This is a genomic window from Halobacillus litoralis, assembly GCF_004101865.1.
GTDB lineage: Bacteria > Bacillota > Bacilli > Bacillales > Halobacillaceae > Halobacillus > Halobacillus litoralis_A.
In genome coordinates this window covers 1,874,779-1,888,480 of sequence record NZ_CP026118.1, presented here as the reverse complement: position 1 = coordinate 1,888,480, position 13,702 = coordinate 1,874,779, and the positions used below count along the sequence as shown (strand labels likewise).

Annotated in this window: 14 protein-coding genes; 11 read left to right on the top strand and 3 right to left on the bottom strand. The window is 43.4% G+C overall.

Annotated features, from left to right (window positions below; all coding sequences use genetic code 11):
- The 5 genes from HLI_RS09470 (at position 1) to abc-f (ending at position 4,755) form a co-directional block, all read left to right on the top strand.
- Positions 1–1,038: a hypothetical protein gene (locus HLI_RS09470; RefSeq protein ID WP_128524749.1), complete on the top strand. Its 1,038-nt coding sequence runs from the start codon at positions 1–3 to the stop codon at positions 1,036–1,038.
- Positions 1,039–1,124: 86 nt separating this feature from the next.
- Entirely contained in the window at positions 1,125–2,048 is a 924-nt protein-coding gene (locus tag HLI_RS09465; RefSeq protein ID WP_128524748.1) for a YegS/Rv2252/BmrU family lipid kinase, read from the top strand.
- A gap of 102 nt (positions 2,049–2,150) precedes the next feature.
- A complete protein-coding gene (locus HLI_RS09460; RefSeq protein WP_128524747.1) occupies positions 2,151–2,615 on the top strand; it encodes a MarR family winged helix-turn-helix transcriptional regulator in 465 nt (154 codons plus the stop codon).
- A 60-nt stretch (positions 2,616–2,675) separates the two neighbouring features.
- Positions 2,676–2,783 (top strand): RAxF-45 family protein, encoded by a 108-nt coding sequence (locus HLI_RS22215; protein ID WP_281976208.1) that lies wholly within the window; start codon positions 2,676–2,678, stop codon positions 2,781–2,783.
- 109 nt (positions 2,784–2,892) lie between these two features.
- The gene (abc-f, locus tag HLI_RS09455; protein ID WP_128524746.1) at positions 2,893–4,755 is read left to right on the top strand and encodes a ribosomal protection-like ABC-F family protein; all 1,863 of its coding nucleotides are present in this window, start codon (positions 2,893–2,895) and stop codon (positions 4,753–4,755) included.
- A gap of 110 nt (positions 4,756–4,865) precedes the next feature.
- On the opposite strand, the gene HLI_RS09450 is transcribed toward abc-f, so the two are convergent.
- Entirely contained in the window at positions 4,866–5,963 is a 1,098-nt protein-coding gene (locus tag HLI_RS09450; protein WP_128524745.1) for an SDR family oxidoreductase, read from the bottom strand.
- 131 nt (positions 5,964–6,094) lie between these two features.
- On the opposite strand from HLI_RS09450, the gene HLI_RS09445 reads away from it, so the two are divergent.
- From HLI_RS09445 to HLI_RS09425, 5 genes are all read left to right on the top strand, one after another.
- Positions 6,095–6,724, top strand: a complete 630-nt coding sequence (locus HLI_RS09445; protein ID WP_128524744.1) for an SDR family oxidoreductase — start codon at positions 6,095–6,097, stop codon at positions 6,722–6,724.
- Positions 6,725–6,851: 127 nt separating this feature from the next.
- Positions 6,852–7,133 carry a glutaredoxin family protein gene (locus HLI_RS09440; protein ID WP_128524743.1) on the top strand — a complete coding sequence of 94 codons (282 nt, stop codon included), beginning with the start codon at positions 6,852–6,854 and terminating at the stop codon, positions 7,131–7,133.
- A gap of 195 nt (positions 7,134–7,328) precedes the next feature.
- Complete coding sequence (locus HLI_RS09435) at positions 7,329–7,724, top strand: YppG family protein (protein WP_128524742.1); 396 nt, start codon at positions 7,329–7,331, stop codon at positions 7,722–7,724.
- 97 nt (positions 7,725–7,821) lie between these two features.
- A complete protein-coding gene (locus tag HLI_RS09430; protein ID WP_128524741.1) occupies positions 7,822–8,514 on the top strand; it encodes an alpha/beta hydrolase in 693 nt (230 codons plus the stop codon).
- A gap of 13 nt (positions 8,515–8,527) precedes the next feature.
- Positions 8,528–9,802, top strand: a complete 1,275-nt coding sequence (locus HLI_RS09425) for an MFS transporter (RefSeq protein ID WP_128524740.1) — start codon at positions 8,528–8,530, stop codon at positions 9,800–9,802.
- A gap of 92 nt (positions 9,803–9,894) precedes the next feature.
- Here HLI_RS09425 and HLI_RS09420 read toward each other — a convergent pair whose 3' ends face one another.
- Both HLI_RS09420 and HLI_RS09415 read right to left on the bottom strand, forming a co-directional pair.
- A complete protein-coding gene (locus tag HLI_RS09420; RefSeq protein ID WP_128524739.1) occupies positions 9,895–10,749 on the bottom strand; it encodes a DegV family protein in 855 nt (284 codons plus the stop codon).
- 67 nt (positions 10,750–10,816) lie between these two features.
- A complete protein-coding gene (locus HLI_RS09415; RefSeq protein WP_128524738.1) occupies positions 10,817–11,731 on the bottom strand; it encodes a DMT family transporter in 915 nt (304 codons plus the stop codon).
- Positions 11,732–11,950: 219 nt separating this feature from the next.
- Here HLI_RS09415 and HLI_RS09410 point away from each other — a divergent pair, with 219 nt between their 5' ends.
- On the top strand, positions 11,951–13,420 hold the full coding sequence (locus tag HLI_RS09410) for a degradosome RNA helicase CshA (protein WP_128524737.1): 1,470 nt from the start codon (positions 11,951–11,953) through the stop codon (positions 13,418–13,420).
- Positions 13,421–13,702: the final 282 nt, after the last annotated feature.

Genomic DNA, 13,702 nt, shown 5'->3' with positions numbered 1-13,702 from the left:
GTGGAAAAGACAATCAGGTATCATAGGAAATCCTTTTATGGAGGCTTGTTTTTTATCAGTCTCTTGTTGATGGCGAACTTCCTTATGCAAAAGGCTGAGATAACAGGAACTGTTCAGGGGCCATTGGTCTGGGCGACAATGATTGATGTGATGGTTATCCTGCCGATCGTCACATTCACTTTTGTATTGAGAAGACGACCGTCGGTTTCTGTTTTTGCACCATTGATGCTGCTTGGGGCCCTTTTCATACATTGGATCGTCCCTGATTATGCGAAAGAAGATTTAATGGTAATGAACTATTCTCTTGTAGCCATTGAAACTTTTTTTATAGTCTTCGAAATAAGTCTTCTTATTTTCTTCCTCAGGGAGTTGCCGAAGTGGAAACAAAATTTTAAAGAATTCCATAAAACTCACCCTCATTTATTAGCAAGAGTGCACGCAACAAATCAACGTACTTTTTCCCGTCAAAAGAAGTATAAAGCTTTTAACAAGTTGAGCAGTCTTCTGGCAGCAGATGCCGCTGCTGTACGTTTTGCATTATTTCCACATCTGGATAAAGTCCCCACAGGCAAGGAAAGTTTCAGTTATCATAAAAATAGTGAATATTTCGGTGTATTTCTTATGCTTGTCCATGCGATGCTCATTGAAATCATTGCGGTGCATGTCATTCTTATGCAATATAGCCACACTGCTGCCTGGGTCGCTACAACACTTGATTTCTATGCTCTTTTATTTTTGGTTGGAGATTATCAGGCGATTCGGAAGAACCCCCTCATCTTAGATGAATCTGCTGTCCATATCCAAAAAGGACTGCGCTTCCATATGACCATTCCTTTGGAGGAGATAAAAGGTATCCGCCCATATACTTCTGCTGAAAATCTGGGCGTGAAGGAGAAAGAAGCCTTAAGCTTAACATTAGGAGGGCTGGAGCCTGTTTCCCCGACATTCATAATCGACCTGGAGGAGGAAATAGGCCTGTCTTTTCTTCGGTTTGAAAAGGAAAGTCAAAAGAGTTTATTTGACTGTAGACGACCGTGAACGGATTTGGGAAGCAGCTACAAGCAAGTCCTTGGTTTCAATTGAAGCAAAATAGTCAATTATGATAAGAGGAAGGAAGGGATTACATGCCTCGATATCAGAGTGGTATTTTCATATATAATGGAAACAAAGAGGAAACACAGGTAGAAACCGCTCTTGGGCAGATACTGCCTATCCTTAGTAAGGAAGTCAAAGAGCTCAAAGTTATTCAGACGATGTCGCTGGAAGAACTGGATCAAGTGTGCCGCGAGTACGGACAGGAAGTGGACGTTCTATTCATTTTCGGTGGGGACGGGACTGTGCATGAATGTATTAATAGCATGGCTGAACTGGAAAAACGTCCAGTGATCGGCATCTTACCTGGTGGGACTTGTAATGATTTCAGCCGGGTGCTGGACACTCCTCAAAAATTGGACCAAGCAGCAAGAGCTGTTATTCAAGGGGAAGAGTTACAAGTAGACGCAGGAAAAACCGATGAGCATTATTTTCTCAACTTTTGGGGAATTGGTCTAGTTACACAAACTTCCTCAAATATCGACGAAGATCAGAAAAATCGTCTAGGAGTGCTCAGTTATTTTATCAGTGCTCTTAAAACGATGAATCAGGCCACACCTTTCAAGTTTTCGGTCTCTGTTGATGGTGAAGTCCTGGAAGGAGAAGCCGTTATGGTGTTAGTTACGAACGGCCAGTTCATTGGCACTAGGCGTCTGCCTGTCCCCTACATCGACCTTCAGGATGGTAAGTTCGATGTGTTGATTGTGAAAAATTCAAACTTGACGTTGTTTCGGGAGTTGATGACGATGGGCCGTCCTTCCGTCGATGACCGACAGTTCCAGGAACTTTACCATCGTCAGGGAGAAAGGATAAGCATCGATGTCGATCAATCACAAGAGGTGGATATGGATGGAGAAATCAAAGGCAATACCCCGGCTCACCTACAAGTCCTTCCAGGCCATTTCACTTTTTTAGGTGGCGGGCCGCAAGCATTGCAGGCAGTGCCGAATGAGTGAAAAACTTTCATTTCAGGAATTTTGAAGGTTTAGGATGGTTTGACAGTAGAAATTTGTTAAACTTATACTATCTTTATCTATAAAAAAGGATGGGCGAACGTGATGAGCGAACAAGATTTATACCGAAAGAAAAAGCAAGATCCGTCGTTGAAGCTGTTTGTCGTATTGGCGAAAGCACAACGCACGATTGCAGATTTAGTGAAAGATGACATTCAAAGATACGAGCTGAACCCTACAGAATTCGGGGTTCTTGAACTTCTCTATCATGAAGGTGACCAGCCGCTACAGAAAATCGGCGAAAAGATTCTCCTTGCTAGCGGAAGCATCACCTACGTGGTAGATAAACTGGAGAAGAAAAAATATTTGGAACGTGTGCCATGTCCGAACGATCGCAGAATTACATTTGCTTCAATTACGGAAAAAGGCCGCGAACTATTGAATAGTATTTTTCCTGATCATTGGAAACAGATTGAAAAGATCATGGACGGACTTACGGATGAAGAAAAGAAAGAAGCGATCGAGCTTCTGAAGAAGTTAGGCAAATATGCAGATAACAAAAAAGAGTAGCCAATTTTCTGAAATTCCGTTATAATAAGAGCAATTCTAAAGACAAAGGAGGGTATGAAGATGTTACAGATGCACGTGCTTGACTACCAAATCAATTATGTACGCCGTGCGATTATTCATGATTCAGCTGTCAACGGGACACGTATGTCCAAAAAGCCAGGTGAATAATGAAAAATGTAACGTCTCATATCTGATTTATAGGACAGGAAGTAAAGTCAGAGGTAACGGGACCTCTGACTTTTTTTGTGTCTTCAATTAGTCTTTAGGAGGAATTCAAATGATTATTACAATGAAAAACTTATATAAAATTGTCGGTGGGGAAGTATTGTTTGAAGCGCTGAATATGGAATGGAAAGAACAACAGCGAATTGGTCTTGTCGGCAGGAACGGGAGCGGGAAATCGACACTGTTCCGCATCATCACCAAAGAAGAGGCTATGGATGGTGGAGATCTATTCATCCAGAAGGGGATACGAATCGGTTATTTAAAGCAGATTCCTTCTCAATGGGAGGATACTGGTAAAGCTTTTCTCGAACTTGCTTTTAAAGAACTGCTGATATTAAGTCGAAGAATGAAGGCTCTTGAAAAAGAGATGCTCGACCCGGAAAGAATGGAAAAAGCCATGTTGGAATATGGGGAAATCCAAGAACGTTTCACTCAAGACGGTGGCTATGAAATGGAGGCTTCCATCCGCCGCGTAGCCAATGGTTTGAATGTCCGACATCTATTGGAACAGCCTTTTTCACAATTGAGTGGTGGGGAAAAGACTAAGTTGGGACTAGCCAAATTGCTGCTGGAAAACCCGGATGTCCTGCTGTTGGATGAACCGACGAACCATCTCGACCTTCGGGCTATTGAATGGCTGGAAGAATACTTGCGACAGTATAAGGGAACAATCTGCATCATTTCTCATGACCGTTCTTTTCTGGATCAGGTTGTCACAGAGGTCATGGACCTTGAATCAGGTGAACTCCATACCTATAAGGGAAACTATTCCTCGTTCGAGAAGCAGAAAGAAGAGAAGTTACTAGCGGAATTCCATCAATATGAAGAGCAGCAGAAGAAGATCAAGAAGATGAAGGAAGCTATCCGGAGGCTGAGGCAATGGGCTAATGAAGCGACGCCGCCGAATCCGAAACTTTTCAAAAAAGCAAAAAGTATGGAGAAAGCTCTGGAAAGAATGGAGAAATTGGATCGTCCGGTCATTGACCCGAAGAAGATGCAGTTGTCACTTCAGTCTGAAGGCAGGACAGGGAAAGATGTCTTTCAAGTAGAGGGCTTAGGAAAAGCTTATGGAAGCACCTCCGTGCTAAAGGGTGTCGATTTACATGTTCGTTATCAAGAGCGTCTGGCAATTGTAGGGACAAATGGAAGCGGGAAATCAACACTGTTGAAAATACTATTGGGAATTGAAGAACCAGACACAGGAAGCATTAAACGGGCACCATCTATTGAAGTTGGTTATCTTCCGCAAAACCCGCTTCAACATGTAGATCGTGACCAGCGGATGATTGATTACTTCAGAGACTACATTCGAGTAACCGAAGGAGAAGCTCGCCATCGTTTGGCCAGGTTCATGTTTTATGGGTACGATGTATTCCGGAAAATCCGCCACCTCAGTGGTGGTGAACAGATGAGGCTGAAATTAGCGGTATTCATGTACCAGGGAATACAGGTCCTTATCCTCGATGAGCCGACGAACCATCTGGATATCGAATCACAAGAGGTGTTGGAAGAAGCTTTGAATCATTTCGAAGGGACGATTATCGGCGTCTCCCACGACCGTTACTTTCTCAATCAATGCTTCACGAGCACAGCCTACCTTATTGAGGGGAAGCTATATCGTCATATTGGAAATTACGATGAAACCAGGGAGCGTTGGATTGAAAGTTTTGAAAGCCAGAGGGAACAATCATTGCCGAGCTCTGGGGCAAAAGAAGAACCATCAGCAAATAAGGATGCTGGAAGTGAAGGGTATCTGGAAGATGAAATCGCCCGTTTAGAAAAGCAAGTGGTGGCCCTCGAGCAGCAGATGGAAGAAAACGGGGCCGTGAGGGATTTAGTTTCACTGCAATCTGAAAAAGAACAAGTAGAGGCCGAAGTGGAACGTTTATATGAAAGTTGGCTGGAAGAAGAATAAGGAGGAGGCAGCGGAAGAGAACCGCTGCCTTTTGTGGTTCTGTTCCTCCTGCAGGATAGTAGGACGTTCCAGAATGAACGCAAAATCTTGAAGCTTAAAGAACTTGGATACTAGAAAATAGAGACGTGCTTATCAGGATTCTTTTTTTGTGTCTGGTAATAAGAGACAAGGTTATTTGTGTACGTAAAGAGATCAGGACATGAAATTGGCGTACCATTCAAGTCTTTCATAGTTTGAGTGCAGTCATATTCGCTTTGACACAGAAAGTAATCAAGCGCTTCTTTTTGTATTTTCAGCTGCTGGCGGAGTGTTTTGATTTTCAAAGATTGCCGTGCAATGCTGATCGGTAAGGTGAGGTGTGGCTTTTTGTGTACGTGAAGCTCACAAAGCCGCTGGTAGATGGCTTTGGCTGTGTAAGGGTTTGGATCTGTTAAGTGATACGTTTTCCCACTGCTTTCAGGCGAATGGGCAAAATGAATCGTGGAAGCAATGACATAATCCAATGGCACTAAGTTCACTTTCGCTTCTCCTTTTCCGAAGTAAGGGAGGATAGGTGAATGTTTTAATACATCCAGCAAGTTCAATATAAAATACGGTCCGTCAAATTTAGCAGTTATCCCTGATTCTGTGTGCCCGACGACAATGCCGGGCCGGATCACTGTTGTTGGTATGTGAGGCTGTACCTCTTTCACTAGTCGCTCCGCTTCATATTTTGTGAATTCGTAATGGTTCTTGAATCCTTCAGTGTGTAGGAGGTCTTCTTCGCTGATGTGCCCTTCGCGTTTTCCTGACACATACGCGGTGCTGAAATAAATATACCGGTTTAAGTTCAGGCAATTTTCCAACCATCGATTCACTACACGTGTCCCCTGGACGTTTACTTTCCATGCGGCAGAGAGCGGAATCGCCAGGTCATAGAGTGCTGCGAGGTGGAACACATGGGTGACGCTTTTCTGGAGATTCTGGGATAAGGATGGTTCGAGTCCCATTTGCAGTTCAGTGATATCTCCTTTGATCAGATGGACTTTTTCCAAATCGATCGAAGTGCATTTTTCCCACTCTTTTATTTGGTCACGGGCGCGTTCTTCCATAGGCTCAAGGTATAGTAAGTAGATTTTCTCAATGTGGTGGGGCTGGTCGAAAAGCTCCTTGACTAATTCAGATGCCAAGTAACCAGGAAACCCGGTGAAAAGATAAATGTTCTTCATATATTGCCTCCCCTCCTATATATTAACTGATTCGCTCTCATGGGAAGGATTTCCTTTCAGTGAATATTGAACTGTTTATATTTAGATATGTAGGGAAAAACAAGGAAAAGACATTCAAGGAGGTTGATTAGATGAAGGTGCTAGTCATTGGAGCGAATGGAAAAGTAGGTAAACATATCATCAATAAATTAAATGATTCAGAACACAAGCCTTATGCAATGGTCCGGGACACGGATCAAATTCCTCAGTTTGAAGAGCTCGGGGTGGCTACTGTATTAGGTGACCTTGAAAAAGACTTTGAGCATGCCTTCCATGGGAAAGACGCTGTGATCTTTGCAGCAGGCTCTGGTCCGCATACTGGTGCAGATAAAACAATCGTCATTGACCAGGAAGGGGCGATCAAAGCTGCTGATTTTGCTAAAGCAAATGGTGTGAAAAGATATATGATGTTAAGCTCAATCGGGGCTGATCGTCCAGAGCAGGCGCCAGATGATTTCAAGTATTATTTATATGCCAAACACCGTGCAGATGAATATGTGAAGAGTACAGAACTGGATTATACGATCGTGCGGCCTGGTGGTTTGACGAATGAAAAAGGCATAGGCAAAGTGGACCTTCAGAAGCGAACCGAGCATGGCGAAATACCCAGAGAAGATGTTGCGGCCACTCTGGTCCATTTGCTGTCCGTAAATGAATCCGTGCATGAGAGTTATGACTTGATTAGTGGTGAAAAGCCATTAAATAAGCTTTTCTCAGATTGAGGTTGAGGGGGAGGGCCTCCCCTTTACATAGAAATTCATACACTTTATTATGAAAATGAGTTTTTGGGTATGTGTGATGGAATCGGGTCATTTGAACCATGGAAATAAGAAACAAGGAGGGGGATCATTGACGAACTCGAACGTAATTGTTTATACAAGCAATCATTGCAGCAATTGTGAGAAGGTGAAGACACAATTAGGAGAATGGGACGTTGATTTTGAAGAACGTAATGTTTCTGATAATCGAGAGTACTTCAGGGAATTGCAAGGGTTGAGAGTATATGGTACACCTGCCACTTTTATAGAGGAAGAGAAGATTCTCGGGTTTCAGGAACAGAAAATGAAGCGTGCTTTAGGAATAAAGGGAGAAGAGCGTTTTTTCAATCAAGACTCCATCGATTTTTATTGAACAAGTGATGGGTGAATCACTTGGGTTTTTAAAGCCCCGGTAATAGTGAAAGAAGGTATGCCCGAGATGCTCTTGTGCGTTTGTGCCGGGAAGTTCCGATGCGTGTTGTATTTTCATGGAGGGGGTTGAATCTCAATCACTTTTTTCGTCATTTTACATAGGCTGAAGTAAATACGTTAAAGGTGGAACACACTTATGTACCCATATTATCCTTATTGGAATGAATGGTACCGTTACCCTGCCAACCCTGCCTACGATCAGACAGCTTATCAGCAGATGTACCCGAATCAACAAGCGAATGTCATGGGTTATGACGGCTACTCGAATGGAATGTATGCTTATCAGTACCCTTATATGAATAGTTACAACTATCCAGGTTATACTGAGACCGGTAATCCTAATCCGGGGAATCCCAACGCGTCATTTAATGTTGGCTCGATTCCCAAAGGTGTAATGAATTACTTTCAGGATGAAGAAGGGCAAATGGATTTCGACAAAATGATGTCGACCACGGGGCAAGTTATGAAGACGTTTAAACAAGTGAGTCCTCTAGTCAAGGGGATCGGTACATTTGTCAAAGGAATCAAGTAACGCGCGCTATTTGGTATAGCGCGCCTTTTCTATAGTATTTTCTGGTGTGCTATAATGTTTCGTAAGGCGAAATAATAATGTGCGGAGGAAGAGAAGCATGAGTATTGGATGTTTATGTATACATGGATATACAGGAAGCCCGGAAGAAGTACAACCTCTCGTCGATTTCCTTGAGGCGCGGACGGATTGGGAAATTGCTAATCCTACCTTACCTGGCCATGGGGAGAAACTCGACCTCGAAGGGCATTATTATCAAGAATGGATTGCTACGGCAGAACTCGCTTTGCTGGATTTGAGGAAAAGGCACGAGAAAATCTATGTTATCGGATTTTCCATGGGAGGTATGATAGCAGCTTACTTAACTGCGAAATATCACTTGGATCGAATCGTCCTTCTCTCAGCAGCAGGAAAATATGTGAGCTTGCCGCAGATGTACAAGGACGTATTGGAAATGTTAGGGGACGCTTTTAATGGAGCTCTTGCATCTAATGAATTGTTTACCAGATATCAGAAGAAGCTGAAGGATACCTATCTGTTTTCTACATTTGAGTTTATGAAATGTGTGCAATTCACGAGACCTTACCTGAAAGACGTAAGATGTCCTGTATTGATCATCCAGGGCGAGTTAGACGGTATGGTACCGAAAGAAGCTGCCTTATACTTAGAGAAAGAAATTCCATCAAAAGAAAAAGAGTTGGTTTTTTTGAAAAAATCCAAACACTTGATTTGTCATGGGGATGACAAAGAAGAACTTTTTGAAGAAGTGCTTGATTTTGTAAGACAGCCATAGGGGGAGGAAGTTAATGGGGATCAAGAATGGCAAAGCGCCTGTCCAGACGCCATTTTATTATGGGTGGGTCATTGTCGCTATTGCGGGATTAAGTGTTTTTTTCTCAGGTCCCGGACAAACCTATTCCGTTTCAATTTTCATTGATTACTACATAGAAGACTTCGGCTATTCAAGGTCCTTGGTATCAGGGATTTACTCTGGTGCTACATTGATGGCAGGGATTACTTTATTCATGATGGGGCGGCTCATTGACCGGTTCGGTCAGCGGAAGATGATGGTCGTGGTCGGCGTTTTTTTAGCATTGGCCTTATTTTGGAACGCTTTTTTGCTTGGTCCGATTATGATGTTTCTCGGCTTCTTCATGATCCGGTTGTTCGGTCAAGGGTCGATGACATTGATTCCGAACACCCTCGTGCCCCAATGGTTCATTAGGAAAAGAGGGCGGGCGCTCAGCGTCATGGCGGTTGGTGGTTTCGCCAGTTCTGCTTTATTGCCTCCTTTAAATACATGGCTCATAGAAGCCTTCGGTTGGAGGATGACATGGGGGATATGGGGCGTCGGTCTGCTTGTGATTTTTGTCCCGCTGGCTGTTTTCTTTATCCGGAATCAACCGAAAGATATCGGAGAGGTCCCCGATGGTATACCGAAGCCTGTTAAAGGACAAATGAAAAACCCGCATATAGAGGTGAATGAAAAAAGCTGGACATTGAAAGAGGCTATGGCGACGAAGGCGTTCTGGTTCATCCTTTTTTGTGTGAGCGTTCCAGCTTTGGTCAATACCGCTATTACTTTCCACATTGTTTCCATTATGGATTTACGCGGACTGGATACAGGAGTAGCTGCTATGGTGCTGACCTTAATGGCCGTCATCGGCTTCCCGGTTACATTCGTGAGCGGCTATCTTGTCGACCGCTTTCAAGTCCATTACATATTGGCCATCACTTTTTTTGGGCATATTTTCACACTTGTCATTTTGTTATTTACAAGTACATGGTGGCTGGCGGTAACTTTCGGTATATTCTGGGGTTTTGTCAACGGTTTCGAACGTATTGTGTTGAACATTGTCTGGCCGAACTACTTTGGACGTGAACACTTAGGCAGTATCAAAGGTTTGGCACAAACAGTCATGGTTGTTGGATCAGCCCTTGGCCCTTTGCCGTTTGGTATCTTTTACGATTGGCTTGGTGGATATCAAGAAGTGATTCTCCTGACCATTCTGTTTCCGGTCACGGCCGGAATTTTGGCACTTCTTTCACCACAGCCGGAATATGAAGATTATCATGCATAAATAAAAACGGCAGCGGTATAATAATCTGCTGCCGTTTTATTTTTATCTGAGGAATTATGAAATACCTTCCTGTAACTACCCAGTGCTTATCATCAATCCTTGAAGAAGGCTATGACAAGACCGCCTTCACCGGCGTAGGTGGAAATGAGTGGTCCCATCTCCATGAACAGGCTTTCTTTGAAGTTATAACGATCTGTGATTTTGTTCAAAACAGACTGCCCGCGTTCTTTATCATTGCAGTGGGAAAGTGCTATCGCGCGATTCTCGAATTGATTGGTGTACTCTCCGATTTGATCGACAAAGCGTCGCAGCGATTTCTTGTTACCTCGAACTTTCTCCGTAACTTCGATGGACCCTTCTTCACTAGCTCTCATCAAGAGTTTGATATTCAATGTTTTGGCAATGGTTCCTTTGACTCTATCCAAACGCCCGCCTTTAATCACGTTTTCTAATGTTTTCAAGATGAAGAGGGTCGTTGTTTTTTCGATTCTTTCTTCCATGTGGGAGACGAGGCTGTCAAAATCAGCCCCTTCGTTCATCTTATCAGCGGCTTCATGGACGAGAAGAGCAATACCGCAAGAAGCTGTTTTTGTGTTTAATACGGCAATCTTGCGCGCTGGTTCTTCCTCGAGAAGCATGTCTTTACCCATAACTGCACTTTCGTATGTGCTGCTCAATCCCTGAGTCAAAGCAAGTACAAGAATTTCATCTTCTGGATGCACTTTTTTGAACTTTTCATAAAAATCGTTAGGGCTCGGGGAAGAGGAACGTGGTAATTCTTCCGAGCTTTTCAATTTATCATAAAATGTAGCAAGGTCGATTGTTTCGCCTGTTTTATATTGTTCATCCCCGAAGTGTAAGTTCAAGGGAACATATTTAATGTCGTGTTGCTCCATCATCCCCTGGGGCAGGTCGCCGCCACCATCAATAATCAGTTGGATTGTCATTTGTTCACCTGCTCTCAAATTATCGTGGTTCTCTTTAATCTGCCATTATTATAACAAACTTTACAAGTCATCCGTCCTTGGAATCATGTGTGAGTTTCGGTTTCACCTTTTTCATTGTACTGAAAATGAACATCATCAGACCGAAGATCACGATTGATCCGCCAAGCCATTGCGACCATGAGATGGTTTCGTGCAATATCCAGAACGCTAATAGCGAGGCACCGATCGGTTCTAATAAAACAGCCATTGAAATCGTTGACGCACTCAGCCACTTCAATGTCCAGTTGAATAAGGAGTGACCGAAAAATGTCGGTATGATGGCGAGTGCTGTGAAAATCAACCATTGGTTTCCTGTATACCCAGTAAATGAATATCCGAGCACTCCATTGTAGATGAGTAAAGTAACAGCAGCCATTCCGTAAGCGATGAATGTGTAGGTCATCAAAGAGAGGCGTTGGCGTAAATTTTGCCCTAAAAGGAAATACCCAGTAACCATGATTGCTCCAAGTAAGGCGAGAGCATCACCCAGTAAGGCAAGGCCACTGATTTGAAAATCGCCCCAGCCGACGATTGTACTACCTACGAGTGTAATCGCAAGGCTTAATATTGCACCTACAGTGAAACGTTCACGGAAGAAGATGTAGGTACCCAGAAAGGCGAATACCGGCTGTAAAGAAACAAGGACAACAGAACTTGCTACAGTCGTATAAGATAAAGATTGAAACCATAAAATAAAATGAAAGGCTAAGAATATGCCGGAAAATATTGCGAGAAACCAATCTTTTCGTTGGATTTGTTTTATTTCGTCAATATGTTTCCATAATACATAAGGAGCCATAATGACGACTGCCAGCGTCAGCCGGTAAAAGGCGACCATTGAAGCAGGCGCATCTCCGGCAAGCTTGACGAAAATCGCTGATGTTGAGATCGATAAGACCCCAATGAACAAAATAATATATGGATGGATCGGAGGCTTTCCCAAGCTAATCCTCCTCTGGTATACGTACGTTTTCACTCATTTTATCATTATTACGTTTGAAAAGCATAGCGGAAATGTGTAGAATTAACTATGTTATATATGTTATGATGAATGAATCTATCAGGCAGATACCAGAGAAGCCTCTCCCGTTTCCTGTGGCAGAAGGCTTTTTTCATATGTATATAGGTAGAAGATTTAAAAATAAAGGAGTATGAAATTACTGTGACAACATTTCAATCACTAGGATTATCAAAACCTATCCTAAAATCATTAGACACCATGGGTTTTGAAGAAACGACACCAATACAAGAACAAACGATCCCTCTAGGACTAGAAGGGAAGGACGTCATTGGCCAGGCCCAAACAGGTACAGGGAAGACGGCTGCATTCGGTATTCCGATGCTCGAAAAAATCGATAAACAAGTGAAGGCCGTTCAAGGTCTTGTCATCGCCCCGACAAGGGAACTGGCTATTCAAGTAGCTGAAGAAATGAACCGTCTGGGTAAAGGAAAAGGCGTTCGCTGCCTGCCGATTTATGGCGGGTCTAACATGGAACGTCAAATCCGTGCACTTAAGAGCAACGATATTGTCGTGGCAACCCCTGGACGTTTGCTTGACCACATTCGTCGTAAAACGATCAAATTGCAAGATGTTCATACCGCTGTATTAGACGAAGCGGATGAAATGCTGAACATGGGATTCATCGAGGATATCCGTGATATTTTGAAAGCACTGCCGGAAGAGCGCCAAACATTGCTTTTCTCTGCAACAATGCCGAAACAGATCCGTGATATCGCTACAACATTGATGAAAAACCCTGAAGAAGTAAAAGTGAAAGCGAAAGAAATGACAGTCGAAAACATCGAGCAGTTCTTTGTGGAAATTCCTGAAAAGCACAAGTTCGATACATTGACGCGTCTTCTTGATATTCACGACCCTGCGTTAGCGATCGTATTCGGTCGTACAAAACGCCGTGTGGATGAAGTCGCTGACGGATTACAAGCCCGTGGCTTCAGTGCAGAAGGTATCCACGGAGACTTGACTCAAGGTAAGCGTATGAGCACGTTGAACAAATTCAAACGTGGCCGTATCGAAATCCTTGTAGCGACAGACGTAGCTGCACGTGGTTTGGATATCTCTGAAGTTTCACACGTGTATAACTTCGATATCCCGCAAGACCCGGAAAGTTATGTACACCGAATCGGCCGTACAGGACGTGCGGGTCGTAAAGGTGAATCGATCTCTTTTGTTACCCCACGTGAAAAAGATCAGCTTATGTTGATTGAAAAACTGACGAAGAAGAAAGTAGAACGCCTGAAAGTTCCTTCTTCTGAAGAAGCAGCACGCGGTCAACAAAAAGTCGCTGTTGAGAAGTTGACAGAAATGGTTCAGAACAACGACTTGAAGAACTACAAACAAGCAGCGAACGAGTTGCTTGAGCAGAATGAATCTACAGATCTTATTGCAGCAGCATTGAAGATGATGACGAAGGAACGCAGTGAAGTGCCTGTACGTTTATCCTCCGTTCAACCGATCAGCGTTAAAGGTGCGCAGCGCGATAAAGGCAACAAAAAAGGCGGCTACCGCGGAGGCGGCGGCAAACGCAACTTCAATAGCAAAAATAAATCCCGTAACCGTAACTTCAACGGTAAAGGCGGTAAGCGCGGGTACCAAAATAAAGGTCGCAGCTAAACAAGCGACAACAAAACGATCAGACCCAGTCAGGGCTCTGATCGTTTTTTTATGGTCCAATGAAGGATAAACGTCAAAAAAAATACGAGCCCACTGAAGAACAACTTTTTGGGTTATGCACCAAATAGAGAAGCCGAATTGGACGATTTCACCGTCCAATTCGGCTTCTTTTATATTTTGATGAAACATGTGGGGTCTTACTCCTCCATGAGCTTCTCTGGGAACTCCTCTTTCATGCCTTCCTGTACTGTGTGAATCGTCTTGCTTGAGCAGTTGCGCAGC